Here is a 20,186-nt window from a genome sequence, read left to right as displayed (position 1 = left end):
TGTGGCAGCCGCCGGAGAGCAGTGTGTGGCACGGGGTGGACCGTGAGCTGGCCCGCGTGCTCCACGGCGAGCAGGAGTTCGTCTTCCACGGGCCGCTGCCGCAGGCCGGCGGTCGGCTGCGGGCGGTCGAGCGCATCGACGACGTGTACGAGAAGGTGGGCAAGCGCGGCGGTGTGATGCACTTCACGGTGATCACCATCGAGTTCCGCGACGGCGACGGGCAGCTGGTCGCCGAGTCCAGGCAGACGCAGATCGCGACCAGCCAGGCCCCGAGCGGAGACTGACGTGAGCATCACATGGGACGATCTCACGGTCGGCGACGAGCTGCCGGCGAGGACCTTCGGTCCCGTCGAGCGAACCGACCTCATCCGCTACGCAGGGGCGTCGGGCGACTTCAACCCGAACCACACGATCGACGACAGCGCCCGGTCCGCCGGCTTCCCCTCGGTGTTCGCACATGGGATGTTCCACGCCGGCGTCATGGCGACGGTGCTGACCGACGCCTTCGGCAGTCGGTCGGTCCGCCGGCTCCGCGTCCAGTTCCGCGAACAGGTCTGGCCCGGCGACCTGCTGACGTTCACCGGGTCGGTCACCGCCCGCGACGAGGTGCGTCGCGCGGTCGAGCTCGAGCTCACGTGCACCCGCGAGGGTGGCGGAACGGCCTTGCGCGGCTGGGCCACCTGCGTGGTGGATACGGATCTCGTGGCCGCGACAGGCGGCACCGACGGCACCGACAGAGCTGCCCGAGCACCTGGAGCACCCGGCGCGGCCGATGGAGGCTGAGCCGGCCCTTCGCCAGCTCCTTCGGCCCGGCGCCCGCCTGGCCTGGGGCGATGGCTGCGGCTCGCCGAACGCGCTCGCCGGCGACGTGAGCCGGGTGGCCCACTCGATCCACGACATCGACCTCGTGCTCGGCTGGGTGCCGTCGGGGAGCCTCCGCCTCGACCTCGGTGCCTTCGCCTCGGTGCGCACGTTCATGGGCGGCTACGGCCTGCGCGGCCCGATCGACGACGGCCGTGCCCGCTACGTCGTGTGCCGCCTGGGCGCCACGCCCGCGCTGCTCCATGGGGCGTTGCGCCCTGACGTCCTGGTGGCGTCGGTGCGGCGGAGCGGCGACGGGCATCGGTTCACCACCGAGTCGGCGTGGCAACGAGCCGCCGTCGACGCCGGGGCCGTGGTCGTCGCCGTCGAGCGCCCGGGCGCGCCAGGGCTCGAAGACGGCCCGGTGCTGCCGAGCGAGCAACTCGTGATCGTGGGGTCGAGCGACGCGCCGCCGATCGTCGCCGACTGGGGCGAGCCGTCGGGCATCCACCGGGGGGTGGCCGAGCGCGTCGTGCCGCTCATCCCGCCCGGATCCCGTGTGCAGTACGGCCCCGGAGCGGTCGGCACCGCGGTGCTCGACGCGCTGGGGGTGGCCGTCGAGATCGACACCGGCATGCTCACCGACGCCGTCGTCGACCTCGATGCCCGCGGGCTGCTGGCCGGTCGCCCACTCGCGCCCTACGCCGGCGGGAGCGAGCGCCTCTACGACTGGGCCGAGGGACGAGCCTGCGTGGCCCGGTTCGAGCTGACCCACGATCCCGTCCGGCTGGCCGGCGCCCCGCCCCTGGTCGCGGTCAACACGGCGCTCGAGATCGACGTCGACGGGCAGGTCAACGTCGAGTCAGTGGGGGGATCGGCGGTCGCCGGCATCGGCGGCCACCCCGACTACGCCTTCGGCGCAGGACGGTCGATCCACGGCACCAGCATCGTGGCGCTGCCGACGGTGCGCGGGGAGCACCCGACGCTCGTGGAGCAGCTCTCCTGCCCGGCGAGCACCGCGTCGCACGACGTCGACATGGTGGTGACCGAGCTCGGCGTCGCCGACCTCCGCGGCCGCGACCGACGGGAGCGGCGGCGCGCCATCACGGCGCTGTGGGGTTGGTGATCCTGGATCCCGGTGCGCCGCGCCTGGCCCTCAGGGCTCGATCTCGTAGAACTGGCGGGCCCACTTGCGCAGAGCGCCGTAGGGCCTGGCGTCCTGCGTGGCCAGCACCGGGTTCTCCACGTAGACCTGGTAGCGCCAGATCTCGAGATCGTCCCACAGCGTCTGGAGGAACTCCTTGCGGACCCGCTCCTGGCGCGCCGGCGGGGCGGCCGGCGAGTCGTCGCCGGGGTCGCGGGGCCACCAGATCGAATAGAACATGTCCGAGGTCTCGTCGTCGACCGGCGTGGTGAAGAACACCAACCGGTAGTGGGCGCTCCCCTCGAAGGCGGCGAGCGACCCGCCGACGCCGGCCGAGAGTCCGACGATCTTGAGCGCCATCCCGTCGACGCCGGCGGCGTCGGGCAGCGGCCACCCGGTGACCGAGTGGTACTCCTGGTCGATCGGCGCCCAGTGCAGCAGCACCGGGTCGACCGTCGCCTCGTGGACGTACCTGAAGTGCACGCTGTCGGGGGCGTTCTCCAGCGCGATCTGGGGGTGGACCGGTTCGCGGTCGTACTTCACCGACATCTCCGGGTAGGCGCGGTAGTAGTCCTCCGGTGCGCCCGGGAGGTGGGCGACGAAGTCGAACACGTTCGGGAGGTCCCAGCGCGGTGGGCCGCCGGCGGGGTCGTGCCACAGGAAGACGCACTCGTGCTGCTCCCGGATCGGCCACGACCGCAGGCGCTTGGACACGTTCGGCCGGTCCTCGTACGGGATGTAGCGGTTGACCCCGTCGGGCCCCCATCCCCAGCCGTGGTACGGGCACTCGATGCAGTCGCCGTTGACCTTGCCGCCGTGACCGAGGTGCGCCCCGAGGTGGAGGCAGTGGGCGTCGAGGACGTGCAGCTCGCCGCCCTCGGCCCGGTAGGCGACCAGCTGCTGGCCGAAGTAGTGCAACGCCGTCGCCGTGCCCACCGCGAAGTCGGCGCTCCAGCCGACCATGAACCAGCCGGTCGGTCGCCAGGTGAACGGAACCTTCATGGCGGTGTCCTCCGTGGCCGGACGAACTTGATGGTTTCGTCAAGTACGATAGCCGCCGTGACCCATGTGGTGCGGTGGTGCTTCCACACCACCGCCATGGTCGCCGACTACGAGCGGACCCGTGACGCCCTGGCCTGGCTGGTCGGCAGCCGGGCCCTCGAGGACCATCGGTACGAGGACCCGGCGGTCGGTCGCCGCGGGGGGATGACCTGGATCGGCGACAACTCCATCGAGCTGGGTGAGCCGATCGTGGCGGGCGGAGCGGTGGATCGCTTCGTGTCCCGGCTCGGGTCGCACATGAGCTCGATCGCGGTCCAGGTGGCCGACATCGACGCCACGGTCGCCCACCTCGAGTCCCTCGGGGCCAGGGTCGCGTCGCGCGTCGACGAGGTGATCGTGTTCACCGACCCGGCCACGACCGCCGGCGTGGTGGTGGAGTGGTACGGCGGGCAGGCGCCGAACGATCCGCGGTTCGGCACGGTGATCCCCTCGTACCCGGTCGAGCCGCTGCTCGACGTCGTGCAGATGGCGTTCGGCGGCGCCGTCGTCGTCGAGCCGGCGGCCGCGGCGGAGCGGCTGGCCGCGCTGCTCGACACCGCGGTCACGTTCGTGGACGAGGCCGCACCCGCCGGGTCACCGCAGGCCGGGGTCTCGCTCGGCGACATGACCTTGGCGCTGTACCCGATGCCCGTCGGCGACGACCGGAGCCGGCGCCTGTGGGGCCACGTCTACCGGCGACCGCAGACCGGCAGCCTCGGCGTGCGGGTGCCCGACCTGGGCGCCGCCCGCTCGGCGCTCGTCGGCGCCGGCGTCCCTCTGGTGCGCCACGACGACGACGTGGTCGTCGTGCACCCCGAGGCCACCGGCGGTGTGATCGTGGTCGTGGTCGACGCTCTGCTGCCGGGTGACCCACGCGCCTGACGGTTGGTCGCACGCTCACGTTCTCCCGCTCACGGCGTGCGCCACGGTGCGAGGGACGGATCCTTCACCAGCTTGCGGGCGACCACGTCACGGTGCGCCTCGTCGGGGCCGTCGTAGATGCGGGCGTAGCGGGCCTCGCGGTACATCCACTCGAGGGGCGTGTCGGACGTGACGCCCAGCGCCCCGTGCACCTGGATGGCCCGGTCGATCACGTCGTGCAGCAGCCGGGCACCGCGGAGCTTCACCAGCGAGATCTCGATGCGGCCCTCGCCGCCGCGGTCGACCGCCTCCGCGGCAGCGAGGGTCGCGGCCCGGTGGGAGAAGATGTCGGCGGCCGACTCGGCGATGAGGTACCGGACCTGTCCGTTGGCGGCCAACGGCCGGCCCCGCACGACCCGCTCGTCGGCCCGGGCGCACATGAGCTCGAACGCCCGCTCCATCTGTCCCAGCCACCGCATGCAATGGAAGATGCGCCCCGGTCCCAGGCGTCGCTGGGCCAGCACGAAGCCCTCGCCCCGGTCACCGAGCAGGTTCTCCTCCGGCACGCGGACGTCGCGGAGGCGGATCTCGCAGTGGGCGCCGAGGGTGCTGCCCATCGTCGGGAGCACCCGCACCACCTCGTAGCCCGGGCTGTCGGTCGGCACGAGGATGGCCGAGTGGCGCCGGTGGGCGCCCGCCTCCCCGGGCTCGGTGATCGCCAGCACGGTCGTGAACGCGGCGATGTTGGCGCCCGTCGTGAACCACTTGTGGGCGTTGACCACCCACTCGTCGCCGTCGAGCTCGGCGGTGGCCTGCATAGTCGTGGGATCGGAGCCGGGCACCTCGGGCTCGGTCATCCCGATCGACGACCTGATCTCGCCGGCGACCAGCGGCACCAGCCATCGTTGCTTCTGCTCCTCGGTGGCGTAGAGGTCGAGCATGATCGAGTCCTGCATCGACCAGGTCCCGACCGCGCTCTGACCGAAGAACGACCGCCCGATCACCGCGTTCAGGCGGGTCATGGCCATGAACCCGAGGCCGCCGCCGCCCATCGACGCCGAGTGCCCGAGCGCCCACAGGCCCCGTCGCTTCGCCTCCGCCTTCAATCGCTCCATCCGGTCCAGCGACTCGAGGCTTCCCTCCCGCAGGACCGTCTCGGCGGGGATCACCTCGTCGTCGACGAAGCGCCGCATGCGGCCGAGGACGTCGGCGAGGGGTACGTCGGGTGTGGTGGCCATGGCGGTCTCCGATCGTCCGGGGCCGTCGGCGCCGGTCATCGCGGGGCCGGGGTGCGGAGCAGGTCGGCTGCCTCCTCGAGGTGGCGGCCGACGCTCTCGCCGAGCTGGTCCGGGGCGCCGGCACCGGCATCGTCGGGCCCGAGCCGCCCGACGATGGACTCCTTGATGATCGCCGCCCGCCAGTGCTCGAACGCGAGGTAGAAGCCGAGGTCGTCGAGCCCACGACCGGAGGCGGCCGCGTACCGCTCGGCCAGCTCCGACCCCGTGAGGAAGCCGGGATGGGCCGCGATCGCCTGCGACTCGTGGGTCTGCCGGCCCCGCGTCGGCTCCCAGTACACGAGCAGGTGGGCGAGGTCGGTGAGCGGGTCACCCAGCGTCGACATCTCCCAGTCGAGGACGGCGGCCACACCGACCGGGCCACCGGCGGGGTCGCCGGCGGTCACGAGCAGGTTCCCCAGCCGGTAATCGCCGTGGATCAGGGTGGCGTCGGCGTGCGCCGGCACGGCCGCGGCCAGCTGGGCGCCCAGGCGCCCGACGAGGGGTTGCTCACGGTGCGGACCGCGCCGCCACTGGTCGAGCCAGCGGCCGATGCGGCGGGCGACGAAGCCCTGGGGCCGGCCGAGGTCGCCGAGCCCCACGGCGTCGGCATCGACCCGGTGGAGCCGGTCCAGCACGTCGACGACGGTGCGGGACAGGTCACCGGCCTGGTCGGGCGAGAGGGTCGAGACGTCGTCGCGCCGGTGGAGGACGTCGCCGTGGACGCGGCTCATCACGTAGAACGGGGCACCCAGCACGGTCTCGTCGTCGCAGAAGCCGAACACGGCGGGGACCGGGACCGGCCCGCCCTGGAGGGCGGCGAGCACCCTGTGCTCGCGGGCCATGTCGTGGGCGCCGGCGGGCACCGCGCCGATCGGGCGCCGCCGCACGACGTAGTGGTGACGACCGGAGCGCAGGAGATAGGTGATGTTCGAGTGCCCGCCGCTGAGCACGTCCAGCTCCACGGTGCCGTCCAGCGGCGCGTGCTCGCGCACGAAGCCGGCGAGACGATCGCGATCCACGAGGGCGAGGAGGTCGGCGCTCACCCGTCGAGGCACCACGAGATCCTAGATGACAAAACCGTCAAGTTGCCGCGGGAAGCGGTTCAGTCGCTCGAGTGGAAGATACAGAATCGACAGATATTGTCCTTCTTGTTTAGGTTGAGTGGAGCTGGCGAGCGAGGGGGGCAGCGATGGACGGCCAAGAGCTCTATCCGCATGTGTACGAGCCGGTGCGCATCGGTCCGGTCGAGGTGAAGAACCGGCTCTTCCAGACCCCGCACGGGTCGATCGCCGGCCTCGCCGACCCGGCCCTGGGGCTCCGCGACCACGTCTACGCCCGTGACCCCGTCGACGGCAGCCCGATCCCGCATCCCGACGTGATCGACTACTACGAGGAGCGGGCCCGGGGTGGCATCGGCCTCATCATCCAGGGCCACATCGAGGTGCAGAAGGGTGACAGCGGTCGCTGGCACCTGACCACCGACTCGGCCGTCGAGGCGTTCCGGCCGCTGCTCGACCGGGTCCAGCGGCACGGCGCCAAGATGTTCGCCCAGCTCCACTGTGGGTTCGGATCGCCGTCGGGCCTGCCGGGCGCCGGGTTCGTGGGCGAGGGCTTCCCGCGCCCGCTCACCACCGACGACCTCCGTCGCATCGTCGAGCTGGTGGGCGTCAGCACCAGGAACGCCGAGCGGGCCGGGTTCGACGGCGTCGAGCTGCACGCCGCCCACCTCCACTCGACCGGCCTGTTCCTGTCGGGCTTCACCAACCGGCGCACCGACGAGTACGGCGGCAGCCTTGAGAACCGCATGCGCTGGCCCGTGGAGTGCCTGGAGGCCATGCAGGCCAACGCCGGTCCCGGGATGGCGGTGGGCATCCGCATGCCCTGCGACGAGATGCTGCCCGGCGGCATCGACGCCGCGGAGGCGCAGGAGATCGCCCGCCGCATCGAGGCGGCTGGCCTGGTCGACTTCTTCGACCTCGACATCGGACACAGCCAGCACATGTGGCACGTCTGGGCCCCCCACTACCTGGAGGAGTCCTACGAGGTGCCCTACATCGCGCAGGTGCGGGCGGCCATCCGCGACGCCGTGGTGCTGGGCTGCCCGGGCCGGATGCACGACCCGGCCGAGGCAGAGCGCATCATCGCCTCCGGCGTCATGGACCTCGTGGGCGGCACGCGCGGGCTCTTCGCCGACCCGGAGTACCCGATCAAGGGCGAGCAGGGGCGGGCGGAGGAGATCCGGCCCTGCATCGGGCTCAACGGCTGCACCTTCGAGGGGCAGTGCGTGATGAACCCGACCAACTACCTGGAGGCCCTGTACGGGGTCACCAAGCTCACCACCACCGACGAGCCCAAGCGAGTGGTGGTCGTCGGTGGCGGCCCCGCCGGGCTGGAGGCCGCTCGGGTGGCGTCCATGCGCGGCCATGAGGTGACGCTGTACGAGCGGTCCGACGTGCTGGGCGGCGCCCTCCACCTCCAGGCCAAGCTGCCCACGCGCGACGGGGTGACCCGGGCCGCGACCTGGTGGGGCGGGCGTCTTCGGGACCTCGGGGTCAAGGTGCTGCTGGAGACCGACGCCACCGTGGACCGGGTGCTGGCCGCCGGGCCGGACGTGGTCGTCGTGGCCACCGGGGCCCGCTTCGATCCCACGGGAGTCAACGGCCTGACCGGCGCCGAGATCCCCGGCTGGGACCTCGACCACGTCTACACCCCCGACACCCTGCTGCCCTCCTTGCCGGAACTGCGGGGCCAGGTGGTGGTCTACGAGGAGGACGGCGCCATCACCGGCTCCGACATCGCCTGGATGTTCGCCCGGGCGGGCGCCGAGGTGGAGCTGGTGACCCGCCACGCGTCCACGGCGGTGAACTACGTGGGGCGGTCCGGCAGCCACCGGGACCTGGTGGGCCAGCAGCTCCACGCCCTCGGCGTGAGGTCGTCGGTGGAGACGTTCGTACGAGGCATCGACGACCATCGGGTCACGCTCTTCGACATCCACACCGGCGAGGACCGCGTGGTCGACGACGTCGAGGCCGTGGTGCTCGTGACGTTGCGACGCTCCGTCGACGACCTGGCCGATCGGCTCCGCCCCCACGTCGCGGACGTGCGGACCATCGGCGACGCCCACACCCCCGGCCGGATGGCCAAGGCCACGAGGGACGGCTTCTTCTTCGGCTGGAACCTCTAGGACGGCGCCCGACCGAGGGTCTACGTGCCGCTGAGGAGGGCGAGGGCGTCCTCGGCCACCAGTTGCTCGACCGCCGCGGTGTCCACGTCCTCGGTCGGTCGGGCGAAGCCGGCCCGCTGGTGGAAGTGCTCGACGGCCCGTGGATCGACCCGGTGACCGCCGCCGAGCACATCGGCGGGGGAAGGGCCGACGCGCTCGGCGACGGGGGCCAGCCGGTCGCTGTCCAGCCCGAAGCAGCGGAGGGCGTTGTGGCCCAGGATCGCCCGGGCCTCGTCCTCGGGCACGCCCGCGAAGGCCACGCGGATCCAGTCCCACGTGTCCGGCCAGGTGCCCTCGGGGTGGGGGTAGTCCATCCCGAACATCAGGCGATCGACGCCGACCTCGTGGCGGGCCTCCACCTCGGCCCGGTGGATGGACGACGGGGTGGCGTAGCAGTGCCTGTGCCAGTACTCGCTCGGCTTCAGGGCGAGCGGAGCGCCGCTCTCCTCGCACCAGCGGTCGAGCGTGGCCAGCGTGACGGGGATCCAGTCCGAGCGCACCTCGGTCAGCACGAGGCGGATGTCGGGGTAGCGGTCGAACACGCCGGCCAGCATGAGCTGCCACAGCAGCCGGCGGGGCCCGAAGTCGAGGCGGAGCGGGGAGGTGGGCGACTCGGAGAACTCCTGCACCAGCGCCCGACGGGCCTCGTCGTCGAGCGCGGCTCGCTCGGCGATGACCTCGGCGGCCGCCGCCGCGCCGAGGTGGGTGGAGAGGAACTTGGCGACGAAGTCCTGGAAGCGCCCCTGGGGAAAGCCCCAGCCGGCGTGGACGAGCAGGGGCAGGTCGAGCTCGGCGCACGTCGCCCAGAAGGGCTCGTAGCGGGGGTCGGACAGGGGCGGCAGGGTCGCGTCCTCGATGATCCCCGGGGCGCCGACGCAGACGAAGCCGTGCTCGGCCACCCACCGCAGCTCCTCCAGGGTGGCGTCCATGTCGAGGCAGGGGCCCGGGTCGGCCTGGCCGTAGAGGCGGCCGTCGGCCTCGCCCATGAAGTCGGCGAGCCAGCGGTGGTAGGCGCGGAGCCCGGCCATCCGCAGGTCGGGCGGGTAGGGCCGGTTCATGACGCTGAACAGAGGCAGCGTGGCGAACTGGTGCCCGGGCACCAGCACCTCGGCCACGACACCCTGGCGGTCCAGCTCCTGCAGCCGCAGCGCCACGTCCCAGGCGCCGTAGCGGCCGGGCGCGTCGGCGGCCCACTCCGCCTCCGGGCCGGCGGCGCCGGGGCCCATCGTCGTGCTGGCCCGGGCCGCCTGGCCCTGGAGGAACACGTCCTCCTCGTCGGTCAGCAGGTCCCGGACCTGGTCGCGGTGGTCGTCGTCGAAGTAGTCGACGTAGGCGGCCAGCGGGGCGCCGACGTGCCCGTCGGCGGATATCACCATCAGCTTCTCGGGATCGGAAAGGGTCATGGTTCCCCCTTGTCGGGTCGGGCGGGTGCACCGAGCATCACCGCCACCAGCACGCAGTCGTCGGGGCCGGTCGTCCGCCAGCCGTGGACGTCCCCCTGCATCACCAGGTGGTCCCCCGCCGCGAGGTGGACCCGGCCGGACTCGAGCACTAGGTCGACCTCCCCGGAGGCCACGTACAGCAGGTCGAGGGTGTCGGTGCGGTGCAGCGGGACGCTCAGTGCCCCCGGGTCGCCGGCGTCGGCGCCGCCAGCGGGCAGCACGAGCCGCACGAACCGGGCCGTCCCCGGGTCCGGCAACCCTGTCGCAGCCCCGGGGTCGCCACCCATGTCGTCGTGGTCGACCGGCGTCCGCGCCTCCCACAGCACGGTCAGCCGAGGTCCGGGTGCTGACGGAGCGCCGTCGCTCTCGACGGCCGACCGGCCGGAGGCGTCGGTGGTGGTGACGATGCGGCGGGGTGCGCTCACGAGCTGCTCCTCGATCAGGGGACGAACGTGGGGACGTGGCTGAAGAAACCGCCGTCGAGCGAGATCACCTGCCCGGTGAGGTACGACGACCTCGGCGACGCCAGGAAGGCGACCATCTCGGCGACGTCGGTCGGATGGCCCAGGCGGCCGACCAGCTTGTGGGCGATGTAGGGGGCCACCGCGGGGGACGGGGTGCGGTCCGGCGTCACGATCCCGAGCGCGAGCGCGTTGCAGCGGACCCCGTGCCGGCCGTACTGGGTGGCGACGTAGCGGGTCAGCGAGTTCACGCCGCCCTTGGAGGAGCCGTACGCGACGTGGTGGTCGTCGCCGGCCAGCGACATGCCCGACGAGATGTTCACGATCGACCCACCGCCCTGGGCGACCATCACCGGCAGGGCGTGCTTGCAGCACAGCATGGGGCCCCGCAGGTTGACCGCCATCGTGCGGTCCCACAGCTCGACCGACATCTCGGTGAGCTTCAGGTCGTCGGTCGACAGGCCGATGGCGGCGGCGTTGTTGTCGAGCAGGTCGATGCCGCCGAAGGTGTCCACCGCCGCCTCCATCACCCGCCGGACGTCGTCCTCGTCGCTGACGTCGGCTTCGACGGGCAGCGCCTTGCCGCCCGCCTCCGTGATCGCGGTCTCGGTGTGGGCCAGGTCCGTCTCCGGCAGGTCGACGACGACCACCGCCGCCCCTGCGGCCGCCAGCACGCGCGCCGTCTCGGAGCCGACCCGGCCGGCCGCGCCGGTCACGACCGCCACCTGTCCCTCGAGGTCGTCCATGTCCCGTTCCCCCGGACTGTCGTTCCTCCGATCAAGGTACGTTGCCGTAACATTTAGTGCAAGATATGTTCGGTCTGTTCAATCGAGCACGGGGGAGGCCGGGTGGGGTGACGGATGTTCGAGCGACCGCGGTGCCGGCCGCAGACGTCGCGCTCCCGCCGGAGGACGCGGCCTCCAGGGCGCACCGGATCGCGGTGGCCTGCGCCTACGTCGTGGCGCTCTTCATGAGCGCGATGGACAACCACATCATCAACGTCATGCTCCCGACGCTGGTCGACGAGTTCGGGGCGTCGCTGGCGTCGCTGCAGTGGACGGTGATCGGCTACGTGCTGGCCCTGGCGGCGTTCATCCCGCCGGCCGGGTGGATCGGGGACCGGTTCGGGACCAAGCGGGTGTTCCTGGTGGCCCTGGCGACGTTCACCGTCGCCTCGGCCGCGTGCGGCCTGGCGCAGGACCTGCCCCAGCTGGTGGCGGCACGCGTTGCCCAGGGCATCGGCGGCGGCCTGCTCACACCGGTGGCGACGGCCATGCTCTACCGCACGTACCCGCCGGCCGAGCGGGCACGGCTGACGCGGATCCTGCTCCTGCCCATCCTGTTGGGGCCGATCATCGCCCAGCCGTTGGGCGGCCTGCTGGTCGAGGACGTGTCGTGGCGCCTGGCGTTCTACCTGAACGTGCCGTTCGGCGTCGCCACGATCGTCCTCTCCGCCCGGTGGCTGCGAGAGACCAAGGGCACGTCGCTGACGTCGTTCGACGCGGCGGGCTTCGTGCTGGCGGGCGCCGGCCTGAGCCTCTTCGTCTACGGCCTGAGCGAAGGCTCCCACTACGGGCTCGACTCGCCCTCGCTGTGGGTTCCCGTCGCCCTCGGAGCCGCCGGCCTGGCGTTGTTCGTCCGGGTCGAGCGGCGCAAGGAAGCGCCCCTGCTGAACCTCGGCCTCTTCCGCGATCCGCTGTTCCGGGCCACCAACGTCGTGTCCTTCTGGAACATGGGTGCGTTCACGGGCCTCCTGTTCCTGGCGCCGGTCTTCCTGCAGGAGGCCCGGGGCGAGACCGCGCTTGCGGCCGGTCTCACGTCGTTCGCGACGGCGATCGGCGTCGGGTTCTCGACCCAGACGGTCGGTCGGCTCTACCCGTACGTCGGGCCCCGGCGGATGATGCTGGTCGGCTCGGCCGGGCTCGCCGCCATGCTGCTGGCGTTCCTGCTCGTCGACGAGTCCACGAGCCTGTGGCTGGTGCGGGGGATGCTGTTCCTCGCCGGTTTCGCCAACGGTGCGACCACGGTCTCCACGCAGACCGCGATGTTCACGACCGTGTCGATGGCGGACACCGGGAGCGGCGCGTCCCTGTTCAGCGCCGGCCGTCAGTCGGCGACCGCCTTCGGGGTAGCGGTGCTGACGACGGTCGTCTCGCTCGCTCCCGGGTCGACGTTCGACACGTTCCACCTGGCGTTCGTGGCTGCGGCCGTGTTCTCCGTGATCGCCGGGGCGCTGGCGTGGCTGCTCATCGACGACGCGCACGCGGCGGCGACGATGCACCCGCGGGCCGGGTGAGAAGAAGGCCTTGTTTGTAACATTATGAGCAAGTTATGTTCTGTTTGTTTCAATCGGACCAGGGGGATGCCGAGTGGGCTGCCACATGTGCGAGCGCGTCAGCTCGTCGGAGGGGATCGTCTACCGGGACGGCACGTTCACCGCGTTCGGCCTCGCCGACCGGCCGGGCTGGGTGCTGTACGCCACCGACCGTCACGGCGACTGGGCCTGGGGGATGACCGAGGACGAGGCGAGCGGCTACGGCCCCTTCCTGCGCCGCATGACCGCGGCCGTGAAGGCGGCGACGGGCGCCACGCACGTCTACTACCTGGGACTGGGCGAGAACAGCCTGCACTTCCACGGCCTCCTCGTCGCCCGCTGCGAGCCCTTCGCCAAGGACATCCAGGCGGCCATGGCCGAGCGCGGCGCGGCGGTCGCCGACGAGGCCGAGGCCCGACGCCTGGCCGACGCCATCCGCGAGCACCTGGCCACCGGCCGGGCAGAGGAGGGGACATGAGGATCGGTCGTTTCGAGGACCGCGACGGCACCCGGTTCTGGGGTGCCCTGAGCGAGGACCGGTCGACGGTCCGCCGGCTCGAGGAGCCGCTGGGCTCGTGGGCACCCAAGCTGGCCCAGGTCGACGACCTGGCCGGCGTCGACGTCGGCCGGGAGAGCCGCATCGCCGACCTCCGGGTGCTGGCGCCGCTCGAGCCGGGCGCCCGCATCTTCGGCACCGGCGTGAACTACCCGACCCACCTGGAGGACGCCGGCGAGCCGGGCCGGAAGCCGCCGCCCACCATGCCGGGCTACATCAAGCTCGACTCGACCGTGGTCGACCCGGGCGGGGTGATCCGGTACCCGGCGACGACCAGCCAGCTCGACTACGAGATCGAGATCGTCATGGTGGTGGCCCAGCCGCTGGCGGGTGGGGCACCCCGCACCGCCTCACTGCTGGGCTACACGATCGGCAACGACGTCAGCCCCCGCGACGTGGGCCGTCCCACCGGGGGCGTCGACCTCTACTCGATGAAGGCGCAGGACCAGACGGCCCCTATCGGCCCGTGGGTCGCCACCCTGGCCGAGGTGGGCGGGCCGGGCCAGCCGTCGTTCGACTTCAGCCTCAAGGTCAACGGCGAGCTCCGCCAGCACGACAACACCGCCAACATGATCTGGAACCTGGAGCAGATCCTGCAGTTCTTCGACGAGCGCAACCGGCTGCGGGCCGGCGACCTCATCTTCACCGGCACCACCGGCGGGACCGGCATGCGGACCGACCGGTACCTCGAGGCCGGCGACCGGTTGGAGCTCGAGGCGGAGGCGATCGGCAGCCTGTTCAACGTGGTGGGCGACAAGGAGGCCGCCGACGAGCGCTGGCCGGTTCCCTGACCGCGCTCGGCTGGTTGGAGCACCGACCCCTCGACCTGCCTCGGGTTCAGTCCGCCGGCCGGAGTGGCTCGAGCACGTGCTTGCTCCGGTGCTCGTAGACGAGAGCGGTGCGGGAGTCGGCCACGTCGGGGCGGGCGGTGATCACGTCGAGCACGAAGTTGCGCAGGGTGTCGACGTCGGGAACCGTCACCTCCACGACGAAGTCGTCGGACCCGCTGACCGTCCAGACGTTCACGGTCTCGGGGGCCTCCAGCACGTTCTCCTGGAAGGCGATCACCGACTTCGTGGTCTTGGGTTGCAGGCGGACGGAGATGAGCGCCCGCAGGTTCCGGCCCAGCGCCTGGGGCTCGACGTCGGCGTGGAAGCCCCGGAGCACGCCCCGGTCGCTCAGGCGGCGCACCCGTTCGAGGCAGGTCGACTCGGCGATGCCGACCGCTTCGGCCAGGGCCTTGTTCGAGATCCGAGCGTTCTTCTGCAACTGGCGCATCAGCTCGGCGTCGATTGCGGTGATCTTCGGATTTTCCACACTCCTCAGAATAATCTGCGGCCCCTTTGTCAGCACACCGAATGCAGTTCATACTGCTGTGAAACAGGGGGAACAGAAGATGTCTCTTTCGCTCACGGACGACGCCTTGCTCGAACCGGTGCAGCTCGTCGCCCCGGACGGGACGGCGCGGGCGGTGGACGGCTACGACGCGCGCCGGCTCGACGGCCGGCTCGCCGATCTGTACCAGGCGATGGTCGTCACCCGCGAGCTCGACGAGGAGTTCGTCAACCTGCAGCGCCAGGGCGAGCTGGCGCTGTTCCCGCCGTGCCGGGGCCAGGAGGCGGCGCAGGTCGGCTGCGTCAGCGCCCTGCGGGACGACGACTGGCTGTTCCCCCAGTACCGGGAGCTCGGCGCCTTCGTGGTCCGGGGCATCGATCCCGGGGGGATCGGGCTCATGTGGCGGGGGACGTGGCACGGCGGCCTCGGGCTCGTCGAGCGGGCCGTCGCCCCGATGTCGATCCCCATCGGCACCCACGCGCTGCACGCGGTCGGCGCCGCCATGGCCTCGACCCGCCTCGGCGACGGCGGGGTGACCGTCGCCTTCGTCGGCGACGGCGCCACCAGCGAGGGCGACGTGCACGAAGCGCTCAACCTCGCCGCCGTCGAGGCCGCCCCCTGCCTCTTCTACGTCCAGAACAACGGCTGGGCCATCTCGGTGCCGCTCACCGACCAGTTCCGCGCGCCCTCCATCGCCCACAAGGGCATCGGCTACGGCATCCCCGCGGTGCGGGTCGATGGCAACGACGTCGTCGCCTGCCTCCTCGTCGTCGAGGCGGCCGCCCAGCGAGCGCGCGAGGGCGGCGGCCCCACGCTGATCGAGGCGGTGACCTATCGCCTCGGCCCCCACACCACCTCCGACGATCCGTCCCGGTACCGGGACGCCGACGAGGTCGAGGCCTGGGAGGCGCTCGACCCGATCGCCCGCTGCGCCGGCTACATGCGCCGGCGCGGGGTGTGGGAGGACGCCGTCGAGACCGCCGCCCGCGAGCGGGCGGCGGACCTGCGCACGCGGCTCCGGGCGGCCGTCGTCGACGCCGCCGACCCGCCGGCCGCCGAGGTCTTCGACCACGTCTTCACCGAGCCCACCGCCGAGCTCGACGCGCAGCGGGCGGTCCTGCTGGCCGAGCTGGCGCAGGAGGAGGGCTGACATGGCGTCCACGGAGGTCACGTCGATGACCATGGTCGAGGCGCTCAACGCCGCCCTCCACGACTCGCTGGAGGCCGACGACCGGGTGCTGGTCTTCGGCGAGGACGTCGGCCGCCAGGGCGGCGTCTTCCGGGTCACCGAGGGGCTCCAGGAGACGTTCGGCCGCGACCGCTGCTTCGACACCCCGCTGGCGGAGTCGGCCCTGGTCGGCGCCGCCGTCGGCATGGCCCTCCGGGGCTTCCGCCCCGTGCCCGAGATCCAGTTCGACGGGTTCACCTACCCGGCGTTCGACCAGATCGCCAGCCACCTCGCCAAGTACCGGTCCCGCACCCGGGGCCTCGTCTCCATGCCGGTCACCGTCCGGGTGCCGTCCTTCGGTGGCATCGGGTCGCCCGAGCACCACTCGGAGTCGACGGAGTCGTACTGGGTGCACACCGCGGGGCTGCACGTCGTCGTGCCGTCCACGCCCGCCGACGCCTACTCGCTCCTGCGCGATGCGATCGACTCCGACGACCCGACGATCTACCTGGAGCCGAAGCGCCGCTACTGGGCGCGGGGCGAGGTGGAGCGAGGCGCCCGGACGTCGCCCATCGGGGCCGCCGCAGTGCGCCGGGCCGGCACGACGGTCACGATCGTGACCTACGGCGGCCTGGTGGACGTGGCCCTGGAGGCGGCGACGGTCGCCTCCGGCGAGCACGGCTGGGACCTGGAGGTGATCGACCTGCGCTCGCTCGTGCCGTTGGACTTCGCGACCGTGGCCGCCTCGGTGGAGAAGACCGGCCGGTGCATCGTCGCCCATGAGGCGCCCCGCACGCTGGGCATCGGCGCCGAGCTCGCGGCCCGCGTGCAGGAGGAGCTGTTCTACGACCTGGAGGCGCCGGTGCTCAGGGTCACCGGCTTCGACACCCCGTACCCGCCCGCCCGCCTGGAGAAGGCCTGGCTGCCCGGGGTGGACCGGCTGCTCGACGCCGTCGACCGATCGCTGTCCTACGACGATGCCTGAGTCGCCGACCTCCACGAGGAACGACTTCCTCGCCCCCGACCTGGGAGAGGGGCTGGAGGATCTGACCATCGTCGAGTGGATGGTGGCCCCGGGGGACGCCGTGGCGCTGAACCAGCCGCTGTGCCTGGTCGAGACCGCGAAGGCGGAGGTCGAGGTGCCGTCGCCGCGGGCCGGCACGGTGGCGGGCCTGGGTGGGGCCGAGGGCGAGACGATCGCAGTGGGTGCTCTGCTGGTCCGCTTCGAGGAGGGTGCCGAGGCTGCGGGACCGGAGCCGACTCTGGTCGGCTATGGCCACGACGCCGCCATCGACCGGAGCCGCCGCCGTCGGATCCGTCGGCCGGTGCCGTCGGCCGGTCCGCCCGCCCGGCCCCGGGCCAGGCCGCCGGTGCGGAAGCTCGCCCGGGACCTGGGCGTCGATCTGAGCGCCGTCGTCGGCACCGGCAGCGACGGGGTGATCACGCGGGACGACGTGCGGACCGCCGCGAACGGCCCGGCGCAGGTCGCCGGGGGGTTCCGGGTCGTCCCGGTGACCGGGGTGCGCGCCCGGATCGCCGAACGGATGACCACCTCCCGCCGGCACATCCCCGACGCCACCTGCAGCGTGGTCGTCGACTGCACCCGTCTGCTCGAGGTGCGCGCTGCGCTCAACGAGGCGGCCACCGCCCGGGGCCTCGACCCCGTGGTCACACCCTTCTCGCTCATCTGCCGGCTGGCGGTGCACGCCCTGCGGGTCGCCCCGGCGCTCAACGCCACGTTCGTGGAGGAGGTGCCGGAGATCCGCGTCCACGACGCCCTCGGGCTGGGGATCGGGACCGCGACCGACCGCGGCCTGGTGGTGACCGTGGTCGCCGGCGCCGAGCGGCTCTCGACGCTGGAGCTGGCGCAGGAGATGGCGCGGCTGTCCGCCGGAGCCCGGTCGGGAACGCTGGGCCCGGTCGACATGCGGGGCAGCACCTTCACCGTGTCCAACTTCGGGGCGCTGGGCCTCGACGAGGGAATCCCGGTCATCAACCACCCCGAGGCCGCCATCCTCGGCGTCGGCTCGGTGCGGCCCCGTCCCCACGTGGTGGACGGGCAGGTCACGGCCCGCCCGACCGCCTCGTTCACCCTGGCGTTCGACCACCGGGTGTGCGACGGTGCCGAGGCCGGGCGGTTCCTCGGTGAGCTGCGCACCCTCGTCGAGGCGCCCGAGCTGCTGGTGCTGGACCGATGAGCGGGACGCGATGAGCGGCACCGGCGCCTACGACGTCGCCGTCGTCGGCGGCGGGCCCGGCGGCTATGCGACCGCGCTGCGGGCAGTGGGCCACGGCCTCCGGGTGGCGCTGGTGGAGGCGGACCTCCTCGGGGGCACGTGCCTGCACCGGGGGTGCGTGCCGTCGAAGGCGCTGCTCCACGTCGGGCACCTGGCCGACCGCACGACGGAGCTGGTCGAGCTGGGCCTGGCCGGCGTCGGGCCGGGGCTCGACACCAAGGCGGCGGGGCGGTTCCGCGACCGGGTGGTGTCCACCCTGCACCAGGGCCTCGAAGGGCTCGTGAAGGGCCGGGGCATCGACGTCCACGCCGGCTGGGGCCGCGTGGAAGGGCCGGGCGAAGTCGCGGTGTCGGGCGACGGGGACGGGCGGGAGCAAAGGCTCACCGCCGGCCACGTGGTGGTGGCCACCGGTTCGACCCCGGTGGACCTGCCCGGGGTCGAACCCGACGGCGACCGCGTCCTCCGCTCCGACGACGCGCTGCGCCTCGACCGGGTGCCGACCTCGGCGGTGGTGGTGGGAGCCGGCGCCGTCGGCGTCGAGCTGGCCACGCTGTGGCGCTCGCTGGGCGCCGAGGTGACGCTGCTCGACGCCGCCTCCCGCATCCTCCCGCAGGAGGACCCGGACTCCTCGGCAGCGCTCGAGAGCGCCTTTCGGCGCCGGGGCATCGACGTCCGTACGTCGACGTCCATCGTCGGGGTGGCCCGGAAGCGACGGGGCGTGTCCGTCGAGCTGGCCACGGGCGACACGCTGTCGTGCGAACAGCTGCTGGTCGCCGTCGGCCGTCGACCGGCCGCCGCCGGGCTGGGGCTGGAGGAGCTCGGGGTGCTCGACGACCGAGGCTTCGTGCGGGTCGACCCGCTCGGCCGGTCGACCCTGCCCTGGCTGTGGGCGGTCGGCGACGTCGTCCCGACGCTCGCCCTCGCCCACGCCGCGTTCGCCGAGGGGTTCGCCGTGGCCGACGCCATCGCCGGTCTCGACCCCCGGCCGGTCGACCACCGCATGGTCCCGCGGGTGACGTATGCGGTCCCCGAGGTGGCCTCGGTGGGCCTCACCGAGCCCGAGGCCCGGGAGGAGCTGGGCGAGGTCCGCGTCACGACCACGTCGTTCGCCGGCAACGCCCGCTCCACGATCGAGGGCGTGGGCGGCCACGCCAAGCTGGTGTGCGACACGGACGGACGGATCGTCGGCGCCCACGTCGTGGGGCCGTCGGCCACGGAGCTGATCGGCGAGCTGGGCCTGGCCGTCACTTGGGAGGCGCTGGCCGACGAGGTGGGAGCGGTGGTGCATGCCCACCCGACGCTGTCCGAGAACGTCCGTGAGGCGGCGCTCGCCGCCGCCGGGATCCCGTTCCACGGCCACGGAGGGCCGCCGGGGCAAAGGAAGACGACGAGTCCAAAAGAACACATTGCTCAATAGTTGTTCATCATGTAAAATGCTGTGAACTCCGGCACGTGACCAGCCGGAGCCGGGGGCGGGAGAGCAGGCCACACGGGGGCCCGTTGGACGCGCGCGCACGCGTGCACAGCGACGTCCGACCGACAGCAGGTATCGACCAGGGGGAACGAAGAGATGTCAAGGCGCGACGGTAAGAGGCGAGGGACTCGGGTGCTCGGGCTCATCGCCACGATGGCGCTGCTGCTGGTGGTGGCCTGCGGCGACGACGACGACACGTCGTCCGGCGGCGACGAGCAGGCGGCCGGCGGCGGCGCCGACAACGGCGGCACGGTGCCCAACGACTGCACGGGGGAACCGATCCTCCTCGGCTTCGACGTCAACATGTCGGCCACGAACGCGGCGACGTACGAGAACGTCGTCGACGCCGCCCAGGCGGCGGTCCAGGCCGAGAACGAGGAGTGCGTCCAGGGTCGGCCGCTCGAGCTGCTCCCCTGCGACCAGCGCAACGACGTCAACGCCACCGCCGACTGCGCCCGCAAGGCGGTCGAGGAGGGGGTCGTCGCCCAGGTCGCCTCCATCCCCGGCTTCGGCGACACGATGATGCCGATCTACTCCGAGGCCGGCATCCCCGTCTTCGGGAACACGGCCAACAGCTCCGAGCTCCTCCAGGACCCGCTGTCGTACCCCACGTTCAACGTGACACCCACGGTCCTGGCCATGGCGTCCGGGGCGCACGCCGCCGGCGCCGAGAACGCCGTCTTCGTGACCATCGAGTCGGGGTCGACCTTCTTCGTCGAGCTGGCCAACCGGCAGATGGAAGACCTGGGGTTGGAGTCGGAGGGCGTCGTGCTCATCCCGGCGACCGCCCAGGACGTCAGCGTCTACGCCGGCCAGATCGTCTCGTCGGGGGCCGACGCCATCATCACCGCC

20 protein-coding genes are annotated in these 20,186 nt (G+C 72.4%); 13 read left to right on the top strand and 7 right to left on the bottom strand.

All coding sequences use genetic code 11. The annotated features are described in order from the left end of the window. The 3 genes from VK611_06760 to VK611_06750 all read left to right on the top strand — a co-directional run. On the top strand, positions 1-284 hold a 284-nt coding region (locus VK611_06760), incomplete at its 5' end, for a MaoC family dehydratase N-terminal domain-containing protein (GenBank protein HMG41012.1). Position 285: 1 nt separating this feature from the next. Further along, a complete protein-coding gene (locus VK611_06755) occupies positions 286-783 on the top strand; it encodes a MaoC/PaaZ C-terminal domain-containing protein (protein ID HMG41011.1) in 498 nt (165 codons plus the stop codon). After that, the gene (locus tag VK611_06750) at positions 773-1,927 is read left to right on the top strand and encodes an acetyl-CoA hydrolase/transferase C-terminal domain-containing protein (protein ID HMG41010.1); all 1,155 of its coding nucleotides are present in this window, start codon (positions 773-775) and stop codon (positions 1,925-1,927) included. Before VK611_06755 ends, VK611_06750 begins: the two co-directional genes overlap by 11 nt. 30 nt (positions 1,928-1,957) lie before the next feature. On the opposite strand, the gene VK611_06745 is transcribed toward VK611_06750, so the two are convergent. Then, positions 1,958-2,947 carry a Rieske 2Fe-2S domain-containing protein gene (locus tag VK611_06745; GenBank protein ID HMG41009.1) on the bottom strand — a complete coding sequence of 330 codons (990 nt, stop codon included), beginning with the start codon at positions 2,945-2,947 and terminating at the stop codon, positions 1,958-1,960. A 57-nt stretch (positions 2,948-3,004) separates the two neighbouring features. Between VK611_06745 and VK611_06740 the strand changes: the two genes are divergently transcribed. Next, the gene (locus VK611_06740; protein ID HMG41008.1) at positions 3,005-3,868 is read left to right on the top strand and encodes a VOC family protein; all 864 of its coding nucleotides are present in this window, start codon (positions 3,005-3,007) and stop codon (positions 3,866-3,868) included. A gap of 29 nt (positions 3,869-3,897) precedes the next feature. Here VK611_06740 and VK611_06735 read toward each other — a convergent pair whose 3' ends face one another. Continuing rightward, a complete protein-coding gene (locus tag VK611_06735; GenBank protein HMG41007.1) occupies positions 3,898-5,085 on the bottom strand; it encodes an acyl-CoA dehydrogenase family protein in 1,188 nt (395 codons plus the stop codon). Between the two features lie 35 nt (positions 5,086-5,120). Then, positions 5,121-6,179, bottom strand: a complete 1,059-nt coding sequence (locus VK611_06730; protein HMG41006.1) for a phosphotransferase family protein — start codon at positions 6,177-6,179, stop codon at positions 5,121-5,123. A 134-nt stretch (positions 6,180-6,313) separates the two neighbouring features. On the opposite strand from VK611_06730, the gene VK611_06725 reads away from it, so the two are divergent. Continuing rightward, entirely contained in the window at positions 6,314-8,308 is a 1,995-nt protein-coding gene (locus VK611_06725; GenBank protein ID HMG41005.1) for an FAD-dependent oxidoreductase, read from the top strand. 20 nt (positions 8,309-8,328) lie between these two features. Here the strand turns inward: VK611_06725 and VK611_06720 are convergent, their stop codons facing one another. The 3 genes from VK611_06720 to VK611_06710 are packed head-to-tail and all read right to left on the bottom strand — an operon-like array spanning position 8,329 to position 10,996. Then, entirely contained in the window at positions 8,329-9,750 is a 1,422-nt protein-coding gene (locus tag VK611_06720; protein HMG41004.1) for an amidohydrolase family protein, read from the bottom strand. Continuing rightward, positions 9,747-10,214 (bottom strand): cupin domain-containing protein, encoded by a 468-nt coding sequence (locus VK611_06715; GenBank protein HMG41003.1) that lies wholly within the window; start codon positions 10,212-10,214, stop codon positions 9,747-9,749. The genes VK611_06720 and VK611_06715 overlap by 4 nt, the downstream gene beginning before the upstream one ends. A 14-nt stretch (positions 10,215-10,228) precedes the next feature. Next, a complete protein-coding gene (locus VK611_06710) occupies positions 10,229-10,996 on the bottom strand; it encodes an SDR family oxidoreductase (protein HMG41002.1) in 768 nt (255 codons plus the stop codon). 107 nt (positions 10,997-11,103) lie between these two features. On the opposite strand from VK611_06710, the gene VK611_06705 reads away from it, so the two are divergent. The 3 genes from VK611_06705 to VK611_06695 all read left to right on the top strand — a co-directional run bounded on the left by VK611_06705 (position 11,104) and on the right by VK611_06695 (position 13,911). Beyond that, positions 11,104-12,546, top strand: a complete 1,443-nt coding sequence (locus VK611_06705; GenBank protein ID HMG41001.1) for a DHA2 family efflux MFS transporter permease subunit — start codon at positions 11,104-11,106, stop codon at positions 12,544-12,546. Between the two features lie 85 nt (positions 12,547-12,631). Further along, entirely contained in the window at positions 12,632-13,042 is a 411-nt protein-coding gene (locus tag VK611_06700; GenBank protein ID HMG41000.1) for a hypothetical protein, read from the top strand. Beyond that, complete coding sequence (locus VK611_06695; protein ID HMG40999.1) at positions 13,039-13,911, top strand: fumarylacetoacetate hydrolase family protein; 873 nt, start codon at positions 13,039-13,041, stop codon at positions 13,909-13,911. The genes VK611_06700 and VK611_06695 overlap by 4 nt, the downstream gene beginning before the upstream one ends. 46 nt (positions 13,912-13,957) lie before the next feature. On the opposite strand, the gene VK611_06690 is transcribed toward VK611_06695, so the two are convergent. Beyond that, positions 13,958-14,437 (bottom strand): Lrp/AsnC family transcriptional regulator, encoded by a 480-nt coding sequence (locus VK611_06690; protein HMG40998.1) that lies wholly within the window; start codon positions 14,435-14,437, stop codon positions 13,958-13,960. 79 nt (positions 14,438-14,516) lie between these two features. Between VK611_06690 and VK611_06685 the strand changes: the two genes are divergently transcribed. From VK611_06685 to VK611_06665, 5 genes are all read left to right on the top strand, one after another. After that, the gene (locus tag VK611_06685) at positions 14,517-15,605 is read left to right on the top strand and encodes a thiamine pyrophosphate-dependent dehydrogenase E1 component subunit alpha (GenBank protein ID HMG40997.1); all 1,089 of its coding nucleotides are present in this window, start codon (positions 14,517-14,519) and stop codon (positions 15,603-15,605) included. A gap of 1 nt (position 15,606) precedes the next feature. Then, entirely contained in the window at positions 15,607-16,608 is a 1,002-nt protein-coding gene (locus VK611_06680; GenBank protein ID HMG40996.1) for an alpha-ketoacid dehydrogenase subunit beta, read from the top strand. Continuing rightward, complete coding sequence (locus tag VK611_06675) at positions 16,601-17,821, top strand: dihydrolipoamide acetyltransferase family protein (GenBank protein HMG40995.1); 1,221 nt, start codon at positions 16,601-16,603, stop codon at positions 17,819-17,821. The genes VK611_06680 and VK611_06675 overlap by 8 nt, the downstream gene beginning before the upstream one ends. A 10-nt stretch (positions 17,822-17,831) precedes the next feature. Further along, positions 17,832-19,277 (top strand): dihydrolipoyl dehydrogenase, encoded by a 1,446-nt coding sequence (lpdA, locus tag VK611_06670; GenBank protein HMG40994.1) that lies wholly within the window; start codon positions 17,832-17,834, stop codon positions 19,275-19,277. 189 nt (positions 19,278-19,466) lie between these two features. Beyond that, positions 19,467-20,186 (top strand): ABC transporter substrate-binding protein (locus VK611_06665; protein HMG40993.1); only part of this gene is annotated, 720 nt, incomplete at its 3' end.

This window comes from Acidimicrobiales bacterium, assembly GCA_035316325.1.
Lineage (GTDB): Bacteria > Actinomycetota > Acidimicrobiia > Acidimicrobiales > VFJN01 > DASXTK01.
The sequence above is the reverse complement of the archived record's forward strand: the minus strand, read 5'-3'. Positions and strand labels throughout refer to the sequence as shown.